This is a genomic window from Gimesia algae, assembly GCF_007746795.1.
GTDB lineage: Bacteria > Planctomycetota > Planctomycetia > Planctomycetales > Planctomycetaceae > Gimesia > Gimesia algae.
On the sequence record NZ_CP036343.1, the window covers coordinates 7,913,351 to 7,929,454 of the forward strand.

At 48.7% G+C, this 16,104-nt stretch carries 14 protein-coding genes; 13 read left to right on the top strand and 1 reads right to left on the bottom strand.

The genetic code is table 11. The annotated features are described in order from the left end of the window. The first annotated feature begins 10 nt into the window (after positions 1-10). The 12 genes from Pan161_RS30280 to Pan161_RS30335 all read left to right on the top strand — a co-directional run bounded on the left by Pan161_RS30280 (position 11) and on the right by Pan161_RS30335 (position 13,759). Complete coding sequence (locus tag Pan161_RS30280) at positions 11-751, top strand: PilN domain-containing protein (protein ID WP_145232437.1); 741 nt, start codon at positions 11-13, stop codon at positions 749-751. Next, the gene (gene pilO, locus Pan161_RS30285) at positions 744-1,352 is read left to right on the top strand and encodes a type IV pilus inner membrane component PilO (protein WP_197995608.1); all 609 of its coding nucleotides are present in this window, start codon (positions 744-746) and stop codon (positions 1,350-1,352) included. Before Pan161_RS30280 ends, pilO begins: the two co-directional genes overlap by 8 nt. Before the next feature lie 108 nt (positions 1,353-1,460). Then, the gene (locus Pan161_RS30290; protein ID WP_145232439.1) at positions 1,461-2,117 is read left to right on the top strand and encodes a hypothetical protein; all 657 of its coding nucleotides are present in this window, start codon (positions 1,461-1,463) and stop codon (positions 2,115-2,117) included. A gap of 59 nt (positions 2,118-2,176) precedes the next feature. Then, positions 2,177-4,537: a secretin and TonB N-terminal domain-containing protein gene (locus Pan161_RS30295; protein WP_197995609.1), complete on the top strand. Its 2,361-nt coding sequence runs from the start codon at positions 2,177-2,179 to the stop codon at positions 4,535-4,537. A gap of 2 nt (positions 4,538-4,539) precedes the next feature. Next, positions 4,540-5,619 carry a tetratricopeptide repeat protein gene (locus Pan161_RS30300; RefSeq protein WP_145232441.1) on the top strand — a complete coding sequence of 360 codons (1,080 nt, stop codon included), beginning with the start codon at positions 4,540-4,542 and terminating at the stop codon, positions 5,617-5,619. Between the two features lie 209 nt (positions 5,620-5,828). Beyond that, positions 5,829-7,295 carry a sensor histidine kinase gene (locus tag Pan161_RS30305; RefSeq protein ID WP_145232442.1) on the top strand — a complete coding sequence of 489 codons (1,467 nt, stop codon included), beginning with the start codon at positions 5,829-5,831 and terminating at the stop codon, positions 7,293-7,295. 60 nt (positions 7,296-7,355) lie between these two features. Then, the gene (locus Pan161_RS30310) at positions 7,356-7,745 is read left to right on the top strand and encodes a response regulator (protein ID WP_145232443.1); all 390 of its coding nucleotides are present in this window, start codon (positions 7,356-7,358) and stop codon (positions 7,743-7,745) included. Between the two features lie 38 nt (positions 7,746-7,783). Next, a complete protein-coding gene (locus tag Pan161_RS30315) occupies positions 7,784-9,295 on the top strand; it encodes a GGDEF domain-containing protein (protein WP_145232444.1) in 1,512 nt (503 codons plus the stop codon). Positions 9,296-9,305: 10 nt separating this feature from the next. Continuing rightward, the gene (locus tag Pan161_RS30320) at positions 9,306-9,641 is read left to right on the top strand and encodes an STAS domain-containing protein (RefSeq protein ID WP_145232445.1); all 336 of its coding nucleotides are present in this window, start codon (positions 9,306-9,308) and stop codon (positions 9,639-9,641) included. Between the two features lie 48 nt (positions 9,642-9,689). After that, positions 9,690-11,408: a GspE/PulE family protein gene (locus tag Pan161_RS30325; protein ID WP_232103568.1), complete on the top strand. Its 1,719-nt coding sequence runs from the start codon at positions 9,690-9,692 to the stop codon at positions 11,406-11,408. 59 nt (positions 11,409-11,467) lie between these two features. Next, positions 11,468-12,538, top strand: a complete 1,071-nt coding sequence (locus tag Pan161_RS30330) for a type IV pilus twitching motility protein PilT (RefSeq protein WP_145232447.1) — start codon at positions 11,468-11,470, stop codon at positions 12,536-12,538. Positions 12,539-12,553: 15 nt separating this feature from the next. Beyond that, positions 12,554-13,759, top strand: coding sequence for a type II secretion system F family protein (locus Pan161_RS30335; RefSeq protein ID WP_145232448.1), 1,206 nt, complete (start codon positions 12,554-12,556; stop codon positions 13,757-13,759). Between the two features lie 124 nt (positions 13,760-13,883). Here the strand turns inward: Pan161_RS30335 and Pan161_RS30340 are convergent, their stop codons facing one another. Next, positions 13,884-15,215, bottom strand: a complete 1,332-nt coding sequence (locus tag Pan161_RS30340; protein ID WP_145232449.1) for an AI-2E family transporter — start codon at positions 15,213-15,215, stop codon at positions 13,884-13,886. A 273-nt stretch (positions 15,216-15,488) separates the two neighbouring features. Between Pan161_RS30340 and Pan161_RS30345 the strand changes: the two genes are divergently transcribed. Continuing rightward, positions 15,489-16,064 carry a glycine cleavage system protein R gene (locus Pan161_RS30345; RefSeq protein ID WP_197995610.1) on the top strand — a complete coding sequence of 192 codons (576 nt, stop codon included), beginning with the start codon at positions 15,489-15,491 and terminating at the stop codon, positions 16,062-16,064. Positions 16,065-16,104 lie beyond the last annotated feature (40 nt).

Below are 16,104 nucleotides of genomic sequence, written 5' to 3' on the forward strand. Positions count from 1 at the left end.
GGGCGAGAATATGATACCTGAAATCGATTTTTTACCAGCCAGTTATCGCGAAGTCAGGAGGCGGCATCGAAACCGCATCTGGCGAAGAACGATCGTATTGATTTTTCTGACACTGGTCACCTTGAGTACGGTGCGCCAGCGGGAAATTCAACATCAGCTTCAAACGAAAAAAGAAGCGCTGGAAAAACGTGCGCAGCTGATGAACGATCAACTGGAAGACCCGACCCAACTGACTCTACAAATTCAACAAACGGACATTCGCGCAGATCTGCTGGCAGGCCTGCAACTGGACGAATCACCGGCTCAGTTACTGAATATGATCAGCCACGCCTTGCCGGAATACGTTTCCCTGAATGAATTTCAGTTCACATTTGAAAAAGTCTTTGTCAAAGAAGATGCACAAACTAAAAAAAGTCCCTCCAAAAAGACAGAAGACGAATTGCCGGAACTGGTAGATTTGAAACAGCTGCAAGGCTTGCACGCCAGGGAAAACCTGGTCATCAATCTGCAGGGAATCTCACCAGACCACCTTTCCATCTCGCGCTACATGTCCAATCTGGATCAAATGGGCGTCTTCAGAGAAATCGACCTGATTCAATCGAATGAAACCATGTTTGAAGGTCAACCACTGCGTGTGTTTCGACTCAGAATGGTTGTGAATTCACCAGGCATGTATGTTCCTAAAATTAATGCGCATTATACCGCCGGTCTGGATCCCTGGATCACGGCAGGAGGCTTGTTCTATGAATGATAAATTACGTAGAGACAGTTTGATTACCATCATTGGTCTGTCCATTGTTGTGGCTCTGTTTACCTTTGTCGTGTATTTACCCGGTCTGAAAAGCAAACAGCAGCTGAATCAGGAAATCGATGAATTTCATGAGAAAATTTCTGCCATTCCAACCAAAGTGAAACAACTGGAGGAACTGCATCAACAGCTGAATCAGCGTATCGCGTTTATCGATCGGCTCAGCCGGAGAATTCCTGTCAGCAAAGATTCACATCAGGTACTGCAACGTGTCGCTTTACTGGCAAAAACAGCCTCGCTCACCGTTTCCGAATTGAATCCAGGTGAGACGGAAGAACATGCCACCTATACCAGACAGCCCTTTAAATTGAGTATCACCGGTCAGTATGCAGGGCTCCTGCAGTTTCTGAATGACTTGGATAAAGAGGAACGCCTGTTTACTGTTAACCAGGTTTCGGTCATCAAACAAGATGGAGATTCTACGGGACTTATCAAGGGAAGCGTCGATCTGTCGGTTTACGCATTACGCGAGAATCAGAGGGGTTATTCTGATTTTTCCGAAAATAGGGTTAGCAAGACGTTTATTTCAACCGATAAGAGATAAGGGTGCACTCTGATTCAAGTTGCTCTCAGGCTGTTCCTCGTGAAAAAACAGTTTAGACCAGTTGATGTAACTTCCGGTCTCTCATGGATTTAAAGTGGTGATTCACGCGTGAAAACTTTCAGTGAACAACTTATACACGACTTAAAAGTGAGCTGGCAGAAGACGCTTATATTGAGTCTGTTGCTGCTGGTAGGGATCTATTTCTGGATCCCTCCGCTCTATCGAGCCATTCGAGGAAGCGCGAGTACGACAGTCGTCCCAGCTAAGGCAGCCGTAAAAGAAATCCCGCAACGTCCTCCTGTAAAAACGGAAATGAGCTTTTCCCAGAGTGAACCGACGGATGAGCCACGTCATTCCTGGGAGAAATTTGATTCGTTAATGCAGACCGATCCACTCGTGCAGTCAGTGCAGATGGGCGCGATGCAGAAGAATCCGTTTGAAGTCAACCGCGATCAATTTTCGCCCCCTATTCTGTTCGCGGAAGAGCCTGCGGAACCAGTTCAGGATCCAGACAAAAACAAACCCAGTCCAGCGCCTGTACTCCCCGAAGATCTGGTTTTGAAAACCACGATCATCGGAAAGACTCGTAAAGCGGCAATTATCAATAATAAATTGTACTACGAAGGCAAATCGTTTGAGCACAACGATTCGATTTACGTTCTGGAGCAGGTCGCTGCACGGAATGTGATCTTGAGCCAGGGCGCTCACAAGTTTGAATTAAAAATTCAAAATGACCCTTCCGCCTTTATTAAATTTGAACAATAACAGTTCGCATCATTGGCTGATTTAGACTGATTCGAACGATCATGGATGATGGTCGAAACATGAACAGACAATTTTTTTTACCGGCTTTCTGGGCAACTCTCACGGGACTGTCACTGCTGCTGATTGCTGCCATGACAGACATCAAAACGCCACAGTCTCTGTTTATTCCCCCTCAACACTCGATGAACTCATCGCAGAATGTCCCTGAAAACCGAGTTGCAGAAACTTTACCGAGGGCTGTTCACGTCCAGACCGAATCAACCAAAACGGTGAGCCCGCAATCTCCGTCTGCACCAGTACCAGATGTCACTCAAGCCTCTCAAACACAACTACAGGTCGAACCTGCTGTCCTGCCGGCGAACACAGAAACCCGAACCGTTTCTGTCAGAAAACAACCCGTGCGGTCGCGACTGCTCGTGGAACCCGGTATCGAAATTTCTACAATTCAGGACAGCAGCCCCCAGACACGGTCTATCAAATTCAACGTCGCCAGTGACGACGACCTGATTGCTCCGCAACGGGAGTCGTCAAAAATGGAACTCCGTCTGGCCAGTCTGACACAGCAGGTCGATCGGTTAACCAGTCTGCAGTTGCAGGCACAACAGCACTCCAACCTGGAACTGGCTCAAAATACCAACCGCCTGGAAGAAGCTACGAAACTACTGCAACAGATGCAGCAGATGAATCAGCTTCGTGATCTGGAACGTAAACTGGACGGCATGCAGGCCAAAGACCCGGCTGCTCCCACACAAAAGAATCCGGAACCACCTGTCACAGCAGCACCCGTGACAGAGGAACCAGAAACCACAAAGAAAAAACCGGTATTGAAAATCAGCCCGAACAATGATTCCAGCGAAACATTTTCGCTCCAGATTCAGGATGCCGAAATCATGCATGTCCTGGACATGCTCGGCGAACTATCTGGTTTGAATATCCTGACAGGGCAGGGCGTTACAGGTACGATTTCGGCAAATTTGAAAAATGTCACACCCGAACAGGCACTGGATGCCATCCTGCGTTCTCGAGATCTGACCTCTGAAAAAGAAGGGGAGTTCATCTATGTGATGACACAGGCACAACTTGAACAGAAAAAGAAATCCAGCCGTAAAGTCATCACCAAGTTATATAGCCCGTTTTATATCAGTGCCAAAGAGTTACAGAACCTGATCACCCCCATTCTGACTGAGAACATCGGCATCGTTTCACTGACCACCCCCAGTGAGGTCGGCATCGCACCCGATCCCACCAGTGCAGGTGGCGACTCCTTTGCGCAGACAGATTCGATCCTCGTACGCGATTATCCCGAAATTCTGGAAGAAGTGGATCGTCTGCTGGAAAAGATGGATATCCCACCCATGCAGGTTGTGATCGAAGCGATGATTCTCAGCATCTCCCTGAACGACGATATGAAATTCGGCGTGAATTTTGCCATGTTGAGTGGGAATAACAAAAACCTGCTCGTTGATGGAAATGGAAATACTCTGAATAATTCCAGCGGGTTCCCGGGTTCGGGTTCGAGTTCCATTGTGCCGCCCACAGGACAGTTTGTAGCAGATCTGGCAGGACTGAAATATGGTTTCCTGCATGGAGATATCAGTGGTTTTATTGAAGCACTGGAAGATGTGGCAGAGACCAATCTGATCGCTTCACCGCAATTACGTGCGTTAAACAAACAGAAAGCTGAGTTGATCATTGGTGACCGTACCAGTTATTCCACAGTCACCCAAAATGGAAACACTTCGATTCAGAACGTAAACTTTCTGGACTCAGGGATTGTATTGAACCTGCGGCCATTTATTACACCCGATGGACAAATCCGCATGGAAGTGCACCCCGAACGCAGCTCTGCCTCCATCAACCCGAGTACCAATCTCCCCGACCTGAAAACTACCGAGGTGACCACTAACGTCATGGTCCGAGATGGTCATACCGTCGTCATCGGTGGTTTAATAGAAGAACGTACTTCTGATACCCGGAATCAGGTTCCCTTCCTGGGAGCGATTCCTGTGATTGGCAATGCGTTTCGTCAGCAGCGTGAAATCACGAACCGTACGGAATTAATCGTATTGATCACTCCACGAATCGTGCGTCCAGAAGCCGCACAGGCCGAAGGTGAGATGCTGAAATACGAAGGGGCTGAACGTCTCGCTAACTTCAAGAAGAGCTTTCTGCCCATTAACCAGGTGCGCATCGTGCAGTCACACATTGAAAGAGCAAAGAAACACCTGCGAACGGGGAATCTGCCTAAAGCGAAAGAACAGATCAAAATTGCAGTTCGTCTGGACAAAAACAATATCGAAGCGATTCAGCTGAAAAACTATATCGAACAGGCGTTGATCAACCGAAATCGGGAGATGATCGGGTTACCGCCTGTGCCTGGTCCGGCAGTTCAGGTTCCGACTCTGGAAGGAGCACCCTGAGCATGAAGCGACTGCACGGCCGGCCTGCTCGATACCTCAGAATGATGTTCTGTGCAGCTGGTCTCGTCTGTTGTGGTTGTCAGACGGTGCCCGTAACCAGTCTGGCCTTTCTACCTGAGGTTGGTTCGATACAGAAAACCACAGAACCTCATTACGAGGAACCTGCGGATAGCCTGCCTGCTTCACCTTACAATCAGCAGGCAAACAAACTTGTTCAGCAGGCGCTCGAACATTATTCGAATGGAGAATTAAAGCGCGCCAAAGTGCTGCTGGCCTCCGCCCGGGATATTGATCCAGGTCATAGTGGCACTTTTGAAATCGAGGCACAGCTTTCGTATGACATGGGAGACCGCAATCAGTTTTTGCAGTCACTGCGAGCCATCCGGGCAGCCAGTCCTCATGATTCTGACAAGCAGAGTGCCATCGGAACGCTGTTCTTTCAGGCAGGCCAGACCCAGGAAGGAATCGCCTGCCTGAAGCGCGCCATCGAGTTAAAACCGTATGATGAAAACTATGCCCTCAAGCTGGCCGCCTTTTATGAACAGGCGGGCAGGACGGATGAAGCACAGCAGGTCCTGCTCAAAGCGCTGCACACGACTCCCGGGAGTCGACGATTACCGATTGCCCTGGGCCGGATCTGTGAAGCCAGCCAGCAGTGGAGTCAAGCCAGCGTCTATTACGCAATGGTCGTCAATCATTTTCCCGAAAACCATGTGTGGCGAAAACAACGGGCACGTTGCCTGTATTATTCAGGCAATTTCACTGCTGCATTCGAAGAGTTCTCCACCTGTCAGAAAAACGATCCAGAATCGTTGTCATTGGCGGAAATGATTGCCTTTGGAGACGCCGCATTACAGATTGGGAACCTTGAACAGGCACAATTGCTGTTTGACGATATTTCTGTGAAGCATCAGCGAGAGTTACTCCATGTAGAAATATTACGCGGATTGTGCGCAATAAACCGGGGCCAGAGTACCAGTGCAAAAAACATTATCGCTACAGCCCGCAAAAAATGGCCGACCGATGAGACCCTGCTGGAAGTGGCCGCCTTAATTCCACCAGAACAGTTCACTGTTCGGTAACCTCTCTATGTGGCCGCATTTACATATATTCATACGCCAACCACATTCTCTATTCCGAAATTGGACAATCGGCAGATTGTAACCTAGATTTTAAATGTGAGTTATCTCCCTGACGGCCCTGTTGCAGTCGGTAGAGTTCAACTCGTCTCGGAACTTTTAATGTGAACAATGTTTTTCAGCAGATTTATTCGGCTGAGAAAGAACTGGCTATGAATCTTTCTGCCAAATACTGGTTTCTGATTCTGCTCCTGCTGACAGTGAGTTGTGTAGACAATCTGCTGGTCATCAGCCAGATAGTAAGTCCAGGCTACGCTCTGGTGATCGCTTTAATCTCTTCACTGGCAGGCTGGGCCTGGTTAATGAAAAGCATCAAAAACGATCAGCAGCAGATCACGGCTTGCCTGAGAAACCCTGAATTAGCGCGTCCCGGACTCCAGCGCAAGAACTTTTACGGAAATATTTTCGCAGAGGCAATCCACAAAATTGAAGAATCCGACTCGGATTTGACCACGACCAATCAGGTCAAAACCATGCTCAAAGCCAAGGTGAATTCCCTGTTGAAAAAAGAGGCACTGGTCGAATCTGTCCTCGATAACCTGGAGACGGGAATCCTGGTCTTTGATGCCAAACAGGAACTGGATTTTTCTAACCAGGCTGCGAATTCGTTTCTGCTCACAGGAACGGATCAGAATCAAACGACCAGCGAATCCGGTCTCTCGCTGGGAAAACCTGTTGTAGAGCAAACGGTCATTCCGGAACTGGCAAAACTACTGGCAAAAACCATAGAGCGGAAAGAAGCGACTTTTCGCAGACGTACCGAATTCGAATTTACCAGCAACGGTGTGAAAACCCAATATCGTGCTATTGCCACGAATCTCAGTGATGAGAATCAGGTCGCCTTGGGAACGGTGGTCGTAGTAGAAAATATCGGCGAAGAAGCCGACGAGAAAACTCAACACGCTGAATTCGTCTCCTCGGTCGCACATGAACTGAAAACTCCCATGTCAGGCATTAAAGCCTACATTGAAATGCTGCTTGACGGTGATTGTGAACCCGATGAAGCAGCCGAGCTATATGGATTCATCAATGACCAGATTGATCGATTGACCCGCCTGGTCAACAGCATGCTGAACCTGGCACGCATTGAGAGTGGCGTCGTCGAAATTAAAAGACACGATCATGAACTGAATGACATTCTGAAAACAGCATCCGATGTCATTTCGCCTACCGCCACCGAAAAAGATATCACATTTACAGCAGAATTGAGTGACATGTACCTGCCCGTGTTTGTGGATAAAGACATGCTGGGGCAGGCGATCATCAACCTGTTGTCGAATGCGGTTAAGTATACACCAAACGGGAGAGAAGTCCGGCTCCGCAGCCGAATGGAAGATACGTCTGCCGTCATTGAAGTCCGCGATACCGGAATGGGAATCCCGGAAAATTCGTTGCCTCACATTTTTGATCGTTTCTATCGTGTTCCGGAAAATAATCGCTCCGCTGCGGGTACCGGCCTGGGGCTGGCTCTGGTCCATTTTATCGTCACCAACGTGCACAACGGTTCGATTTCAGTTCAATCCCAAGTCGACAAAGGCACCTGTTTTACGGTCACGATTCCACTGGGACATAAAGAACAGAAACGAAAAAAACACCTGGCCCCGCCAGCAAACGCCTGAGTAGAGAACACAGTTCGCTGCCCCCCCTATGAAAGAAACTGTAAGAAAAGGAGTGAGAAAATGAATCACCTGATTTATATTTGTGATGATGATTCGCATATTGTTCGTGCCATCGGCATGAAGCTGAGAAAAGCAGGTTTTGAGGTAGAATGTTTTCCCGATGGTTTTACATGCTGGGAAAAATCTCAGCAACAGGCACCAGATATGATTATCACAGACCTGCAGATGCCCCGCATGAACGGTCTGGAACTTTGTGAGAAAATTCGAGCATTAGAAACAACCAGTTTGATCCCGATTACGTTATTAACCGGGAAGGGTTTTGAATTCGATCATGATGAATATATTCAGACTTTGAAAATTACCAGCGTGATGGTGAAACCATTCAGCCCCAGAAAATTGCTGAATCATGTGCAGGAATCACTGAATCTGACCAATGATGTCATTGCTTAAGTCGCTCAACGAAATCAATCATTCTGAAACTATTATCCATGCGAAACTATTATACAGCCATCCAGTTCTGGTCTTATGCTCTGCTGGTAGTCTGTCTTTGTCCGCTCGCCGTATTTCTGGGTTCGTACATGGGCTGGCCACGGGGAGCGGCGCCATTGCTGCTGCTCGCACCGCCTACGGTCCTCGCTGCGGTCTCATCTCCACGGATCTGTTACTGGACCATCACAGCTCTCTCCGTCGGCTCCTGTTTTGCGGAAACTTACTTCCGCACAGATATCGTTAAGGGCGATAATAACTACGCCCTGAGTATTCTGAGCGCTGCTGTTCTGATTGGCCTCGTGTTATTGATCGACGTTTATATTGGCAAACTAAAAAGAACACTCTATCAGATTCAGCAACAGAACGATGAACTGGTTCGCCAATTATACGAATCTCAGAAAGAATCATTTGCAAATCTGCAGAATACTGGCGACGCTGACGAAACAAAACCCAGACAACCTGCTGAATCCAGAGATACTCCTGCTGGAGAAGTCGGAGTCAACTATCCGCTGCTCCTGCTGACACTTCAGGACATCGGCCGACGTATCTCTACAAATCAGTCGAACGAGTCTCTGATTCCCACGGTCATCAGTACCGCGAAAGCGTCGCTGCAGTGTGAATACTGTCAGGTTTATCTGTGGGACAGTAAATCACGATCTCTGAAAAATGCTCTGCCAGTCCGTGCCCGGGATCAGTTGAATTATCGACCGGTTCCTGAGAGTGGCGTCGCTGCCTGGGTGATTGAACATCGTCAGATTGTCATGCGAAACGATGCTGAGCAGGACTATCGACTCAAACGGATCCTGGACGATGATCCACACATGCCTGATGCGATCTCTCCCTTAACCGTCGGTTCTGATCTGATCGGTCTGCTGGTGATTGATAAAGTGGATGTCGAATCACCTACCATTGGTCGGCTCCTGTATATTCTTTCCAATATCTATGCTCTGGGTATCAAGAATTCCCAGTTGTTTAAGCGGATTGAAGAAATGGCGAGCCGCGATGGTCTGACTGGTTTGTTCAACCATGCCACCTTCCAGGAAAAACTTCACGAGCTGGTCACACAGGCGGATGCCCAGTCAAGTCAACTCAGTATCATCATGAGCGACATTGACCACTTCAAATCATTCAACGACACCTACGGCCATCAGGCTGGTGATTTTGTGTTGAAGGAAGTGGCACGGATCTGGAAAACCGTCATGCCGGAAAAAGCAATTATTGCCCGCTACGGTGGAGAAGAATTCATCGGAGTTCTGCTGGATCATGAATATTCACAAGCCATGCAGATTGCCGAAGATCTGCGCGAAACGATGGAAAACTGTCCGATCCTGTTTGAAGGTCAACAGCTGCAGGTCACTGCCAGTTTCGGCGTCACCGAATTCAAACATCCGGCGACCACCACAAACGAACTGGTTCGTATCGCCGATGAAAATTTATACAAAGCCAAAGAGGGGGGACGAAATCAAGTCATTGGACTCGATCCGAATTCCGCCAGAAAACCCCGTATCTAGATATTAACTCATGCAGATCACAACGGAAATCTTCGGAAATGTCATGGTAGCTCATACACCTGACGAATTGACGGATGACACATCCACCGAATTCGTCAATGCGCTGTCTGCTGCCATTAACGATCAACATTATCAGGTTGTGCTGCAGATGGATCGCAGTGAAGTCCTGGATAGTGCAGGGCTGGAAGCCTTGCTGGATATTCAGGATCTGACCCGCGAACAGGGTGGAAATCTAAAAATCAGTGGCCTGGAAGATCCGGGCAAGAAAATACTGGAAATCACGCGTCTTGATCAGAGAATCGACCTGTTTGACTCGGTGATCGACGCCGTCTCCAGTTTTCAATAGAAATTTCAATCGTTAAACATGAATACCAACTCTCTCCTGCAACCGAAAATGCGACTCGGTGATCTGCTCATCTACAAAGAGTATATCACTCTGGAACAGTTGGAGTCCGCGCTGGCAGAGCAGTCGCAGGGGGATGGTAGTCAGCTGCTGGGCGAACTGCTGGTCAATCAGGAATATTGTACCGAAGATCAGGTTCTGGAATGCCTGGCGCTGGAATATCGGATTCCCTATGTGCAGCTCGACAGCCGCATGTTCGATTCGAAAGTCTTCGATGTCCTGCCCCGCGATTTTGTCGAGAAACATACCGTCCTGCCGTTGTTTAAAGTCAGAAATGTTCTGACCGTTGCCGTCGCAGAACCAACGAACGTCTTCCTGGTGGATCAACTCAGGGATCTGACCAAGTCGGAAATTCAAATTGTAGCGGCCAGTGCCCGCGAGATTCGGCGAATGGTGCAAACCTACATGCCGAATACGAATGTCTTCGTGATCGACGATATTATCGACGATGCGAATGGCACGAATGTCGAGCTGATCGAAGAGTCAATCGATGACATCGGCTTTGATGCCGAGTTTGCCGGCCAGAGCCCGATTATCAAACTGGTGAATTACATTGTCTACAACGCCGTGCGTGAAGGCGCCAGTGATATTCACATTGAACCGACCGAACAGCAGTTGCGGGTCCGCTACCGTGTGGATGGCGTCCTGCAACAGGCTTTGGAACCACCAGTGCATCTGGCTCCCGCGGTTTCCTCACGTATTAAGATTATGGCCAGCCTTGATATCAGTGAACGTCGACTTCCTCAGGATGGAAGAATCCATGTGCTGATGGAAGGCCGTCCGATCGACCTGCGCGTCAGTACTCTGCCGATGCCGACCGGCGAAAAAGTGGTCATCCGAATTCTGGATAACCGCAGTGTGAATATTTCACTCGAACAGCTCGGTTTCAGTTCTGAAGTTCTGGAACAATTTACCGAGCAGCTCGACAAGCCCAACGGCATTATTCTGGTGACCGGTCCTACGGGTAGCGGTAAGAGTACTACACTCTATGCGGCATTGAATGCTGTCAGTTCGATTGAAAAAAATGTTTGTACGGTTGAAGATCCTATCGAGTATCAGCTGCCGATGATCAATCAGTTTCAGGTTAACGATAAAATTGGTCTGTCGTTTGCTTCGATTCTGAGAAGTCTGCTGCGGCAGGACCCTGACGTGATTATGGTCGGCGAAATCCGCGATCAGGAAACAGGAAAAATCGCGATTCAGGCTGCTCTCACAGGCCACCTGGTTTTCAGTACGCTACACACCAATGACGCCATTTCAGCCGTGACACGACTGATTAATATGGGAGTTGATGATTACCTCATCGGAGCTGCCTTGAATATGGCCTTGGCCCAGCGACTGTGTCGCAAGTTATGCCCGAAATGCAAAGCACCCTATGAGTTGCCCAAAGCGATGCAACTGGCTGTGGAACGTATCGGGCTGAATGTGGAAGAATTTTATCGAGGCAAAGGCTGTAAACGGTGTCGAAATACCGGCTTTTCCGGACGTATTGGCGTACATGAAATTCTGACCATCGATGATCCACTGCGCGAAATCATTACGACAAACCCCACCGTAGCATCGGTCAAAGAGTATGCACAGAATAATGGCATGATTCCGCTCCGCTATGATGCGCTGCGAAAAGCAAAAGAAGGACTGACCACCATCGAGGAAGCCCTTAAAGTCAGCGATGAAGGCTGGATTCCCCGAAAGTCGGCACTCAAACATTAATCACCGATTTTAAAAGCTCGGTGTGAATAGATATCGAAGTTCGAGAAAGCGATTCCTCCATGGAAATGAATGATCTGTTACATGCTGCTGTTGACAGTAATGCATCTGATATTTTACTCGCCATTGATGCGGCACCCATGTTTCGCATTGATGGAGAGCTCAAGAAGACTGCGCTCGAACCCCTCGATCCGACGACGATCAGCGACCTGTGTGATCAGGTTCTCAATCAGCAGCAGAAAGAAATACTCGACAGACAGAAGGATGTTGATTTTGCCATTACCATCCCGCGGCTGGGACGGTTCCGTTTCAACATCCATGTGCAGCGAGGCACTTATGCTGCTGCCATCCGCCGGTTTTCAAATGAAATCTGCTCGTTGAGCAGCCTGGATTTACCCCCGGTCGTTGAAGAGCTGACGCGACTGAAAACGGGCCTGATCCTGGTGACCGGTCAGACGGGCTCCGGTAAATCGACCACGCTTGCCGCGATGGTCGAAGCCATCAATCAGCGGGATGCCAAGCATATTATTACACTGGAAGACCCGATTGAATATCAGTTTCAGCACGGAAGATCCCTGATCGAACAACGGGAAATCGGCGAAGACTGCCCGGGTTTTGCATCCGGGCTGAAACATGTTCTCCGTCAGGACCCGGATGTCATTCTCATCGGTGAGTTGCGGGATCTGGATACCATCCGTGTGGCTTTGCAGGCAGCGGAAACGGGGCATCTGGTTCTGTCATCCCTACATGTTTCCAGCGCAGCCGGAGTGGTGGATCGACTCGTGGAAGTTTTTCCGCCCGAAGAACAATCCCAGGTCCGCAGCCACCTTGCCGAAACCCTGCGCGGTGTCATCACACAAAAACTGTTACCCGCAGCTGACAGCAAAGGCCGCGTCGCCGCTCTCGAAATCATGCTGATGAACCGGGCCGTGCAGACGAGTATCCGGGAATCGACTTCGCATTTGATCCCCGGGATCATCTCGACGAGCCGACGCATGGGGATGCAGACAATGGAACAGGCGTTGAAAGAACAGTTACTGAATGGAAAAGTCGATCCGGACATCATTGATGAGCATCTGCAGGAGTTAAAAGGAGAGGCACCGAAAGAATATTCCCAGGGATTACTCGCGTAATCAGAAAGCACTCCCATGCAGTTTACATATACAGCACGCAATACAAGTGGCCAGAATCAGACCGGTGAACTGGTCGCTGATTCCCGGGAAGAAGCTGTCGCAAAATTGCGGCAGGAAGGCCTGTATCTACTCGCGCTGGATGAATCAGATGCCAGTTCCGCAGATACGACCAGCATCGCGCGAAAAAAACGGGTTCCCCGCAAGGAAATCATCTATTTCACCAACCAGATGGCGATTATGGTAGACGCTGGTGTGCCAGTGGCCATTGCCCTGGAAGGCATCGCGAAACAGATTGAAAATCCTGTCCTGGCAGAGATATTAGCACATATTCAAAAGAGTGTAGAATCCGGTAGTGACTTCTCGGCTGCTCTGGCAGATTTTCCCAGACAGTTTGATCGCACGTATGTCAACCTGATTAAAGCCAGTGAAGCCAGTGGAACCATGCCACAAATGCTGAACCGGATTGCTGCCCAGGCAGAAGAAGAGCAGGAAACAATTCAGCAGGTTAAAGGTGCCCTGATGTATCCCGCCATCATGCTGGTGATGTGTGTTGGCATCTGTATTTTTCTGCTCACCTATGTCTTTCCAAAACTGATGCCGATGTTTGCCTCGCGTGGAGCCGCAATTCCGGCTCCAACCAAAATTATGATCATGGTCTCAACGACCATTACTTCCTACTGGTATCTGGTCTTACTGTTTCTGGCTGCCTTTGTGGGGGCCTTCTGTTATGTTCGAAAGCAGGCCTGGGGCAAATCCGCCTTTGACTGGGTCTTGATCCGCATGCCTGTCTTCGGCTCCATGCTCAAGAAACTGGCTCTCAGTCGCAGTATTCGTACTCTGGCAACAACAGTCAATGCCGGGGTTCCCATGCTGGAGGCACTCGAGCTCAGTTCCGGCGTGACCGACAATGTGCATTTTAAACAGAGCTGGCTGGAAATCAGCGAACTGGTGACATCAGGTAAACAGATTCATGAAGCGATGGATGGAAAAACTCTGTTTCCTCCGACCATGCAGCAGATGATCGCTTCAGGTGAATCCACGGGTCGTCTGGGCATGGTGCTGAATAAGTTAAGTGATTATTTTGACCGTGAAGTCAAAATCGCGATCAAATCTGCTACCACGCTGATTGAACCCGTCATGGTGGTCTGCATGGGCTCGATCATCGGCTTTATTGCACTCTCAATGTTACTGCCGATCTTCACTTTGAGTACCAGCCACTAGAGCGCGTCACATTTAACCATAGCGTCTCACAATCTATTATATTCGGCCCAATTGCTCCTGGAGACGCTGCAGAAAACGGGACACTATCTCAATCCTGCTCGAGGAAAAGAACAAGTCGAACGGTTTAGCGACGGCGCTTCTTTTTCTTCTGTGGAGGCGATTTTGCCGGTTCGGATGCTGGTTTGCTCTCTGCTTTCTGCTGAGCCTTTGATTCTTCCGCAGAGGCTTCACTAATGGTTGATTCAGCTGGTTTTTCGTCTGTTGGGTCACTTTTCGGAATTTCTGGATCCTCTGATATCGTTTCCAACAGGCCCTGAGTATGGAATTTCTCCTGTGAGAATGCTTTCAGTTCGGTGTTAAAGATCTGAACCAGAGCGTGCAGACAGGAAGCCACGATCGGCCCGATGAAGACCCCCCAGAGGCCCATCATCTGCAGCCCTCCCAGCACACTGACAAAGGCCAGCAGTGGATGCAATTTGGCGTCGCTCTGCAGTACATATGTGCGAATAATATTATCCATGGTGCCGACAACCAGGGTCCCGATCAGGATGAGAAAAACGGCAGATCCCCAATGCCCCTGGTACATCAACCACACCGCACAAGGCATCCAGATCAGCCAGGAACCCAAGAGGGGGACCATAGAAGTGATCGTTGCCAGAATCAGAAAAACAATAAAGTGATCAAAACCCACCATCGACAACGCAATCGCAGTTGTAAAGCCCTGTCCAATCGCTGCCAGAAAAGTAGCCAGGACCACGGCTCGTACCACCTTTTGAAACTGATCAATCAGCCGCTTCTGATAATCAACATGAACGGGAATCAGAGACTGTGTTGATTCAATCAGCAGGTAACCATCAGCCAGGAAATAATATAAGGCGATGATAAACATGACCCATGCAATCAGCGCAGAGAACAGGCTTCCCAGCAGTCCGACCGTTGAAGCGGCAATGCCCAGCGAACGCTTAGCAATAGGCACCAGTGTTGCCTGCAGATTCTTACGGATAAAATCTTCTGAGATTTGAGGGTTGGCTGATTTTTCTGTATTCGCCAGCGGATCCACATCGTGATCCAGATATTCGTTCGACCATTCCACAAACTGATGAAATTTATCGTTGCTGATTTCCACTTTTTCACGAACCGTTTTGACGGTCTTATTCCAGTTTGCCTCGTCCAGGGTATTGACGACTGTCGTAAACAGCTGCAGGGATCCCAGAAATATTCCCACACATAAGGGAACCAGAATGGCAGAGACGATCAATGTGGTCGTCAGACCCGCGGCGATGCGGACATGCCCTCGGGTGCGTCTGATAAAATAATTCATTAAAGGCTGGCTGATCATGGCCACAACCGCTGCCAGGAATAAAGGCAGAATGAAAGGCATGATGACTTTGAAGAACATGATCCCCAGAAAGAGAATCAGGCAGAAGATAACGGAGAGTGAAACGAGCCGTACCATGAACCATTCCTATTCACTGATTTATCTATGGAGAGGTACGATCGGGCAAATGATCGGACTCTATGGTATTTAACAACTTACATCAATTTTATTGGAAAAGATAGGCAAATTCACTCCCTGCTGAAACGGAGCTTTTCTATGATCAGATCTAATATTTTCCAATCCTGATCGCAATTTTTTAGACCGAGTCGCTACAATACAGTTTTCTACTCCCATTCAGCAATGATTTGGATCGGGATCAGTTTATCTGTCTCGACAGAACCGGAGTCTGGTATGAAACGTTATATAATCTCTCTCCTGTCAGCCAATCGTGTCGGTATCATGGCTGCTGTGACCACTGCAATGGACGAACTGGGTGCCAATCTGCATGAAGCCAGCATCGCCGTGATTCAGAACTTTTTCTCGATTGTGATCGCCGCGGATTTTCCAGAACAACGTGATCCTACTCTTATCCAGGAACATATCGAAGGCATCTGCAATGCTTTTAATGTCGATGTTTCCGTGAAAGATCCGGAAGTCGAAGTGCCCTCGATTCTCTCACCGGGAGAAAGTGTAAAATACCTGATCGCGATATCGGGTGAAAACCATGCGGGGATCCTCAGGAAAATTTCTTCACAACTCGGTCAGGATGGAGTCGATATTCTGGACCTCTCAGCGACCAGTTCTGAAGACGGACAAACATTTGAAATGATGATTAAAGTTGCTGTTCCCAAATCTCTGGATGTTCTGGAAATGCAAAGCATGATGGAACTGCTTTGCAGTAACCTGGGTGTCTCCGTTGATTTTATCAGCGAATCCGATTCAGCCATTATCGGCTCACAAAGCCAGACGCGCATGTTCAAGCTGTAAGGCTCTGGAACAGGATATTTCTGATAAAGAAGTCTCCAGG

Coding starts and splice junctions, on each gene's coding strand:
- Pan161_RS30280 (WP_145232437.1), top strand. CDS start 11: ATGATACCTGAAATCGATTTTTTACCAGCCAGTTATCGCGAAGTCAGG.
- pilO (WP_197995608.1), top strand. CDS start 744: ATGAATGATAAATTACGTAGAGACAGTTTGATTACCATCATTGGTCTG.
- Pan161_RS30295 (WP_197995609.1), top strand. CDS start 2,177: ATGAACAGACAATTTTTTTTACCGGCTTTCTGGGCAACTCTCACGGGA.
- Pan161_RS30300 (WP_145232441.1), top strand. CDS start 4,540: ATGAAGCGACTGCACGGCCGGCCTGCTCGATACCTCAGAATGATGTTC.
- Pan161_RS30305 (WP_145232442.1), top strand. CDS start 5,829: ATGAATCTTTCTGCCAAATACTGGTTTCTGATTCTGCTCCTGCTGACA.
- Pan161_RS30310 (WP_145232443.1), top strand. CDS start 7,356: ATGAATCACCTGATTTATATTTGTGATGATGATTCGCATATTGTTCGT.
- Pan161_RS30315 (WP_145232444.1), top strand. CDS start 7,784: ATGCGAAACTATTATACAGCCATCCAGTTCTGGTCTTATGCTCTGCTG.
- Pan161_RS30320 (WP_145232445.1), top strand. CDS start 9,306: ATGCAGATCACAACGGAAATCTTCGGAAATGTCATGGTAGCTCATACA.
- Pan161_RS30325 (WP_232103568.1), top strand. CDS start 9,690: ATGCGACTCGGTGATCTGCTCATCTACAAAGAGTATATCACTCTGGAA.
- Pan161_RS30330 (WP_145232447.1), top strand. CDS start 11,468: ATGGAAATGAATGATCTGTTACATGCTGCTGTTGACAGTAATGCATCT.
- Pan161_RS30335 (WP_145232448.1), top strand. CDS start 12,554: ATGCAGTTTACATATACAGCACGCAATACAAGTGGCCAGAATCAGACC.
- Pan161_RS30340 (WP_145232449.1), bottom strand. CDS start 15,215: ATGGTACGGCTCGTTTCACTCTCCGTTATCTTCTGCCTGATTCTCTTT.
- Pan161_RS30345 (WP_197995610.1), top strand. CDS start 15,489: ATGAAACGTTATATAATCTCTCTCCTGTCAGCCAATCGTGTCGGTATC.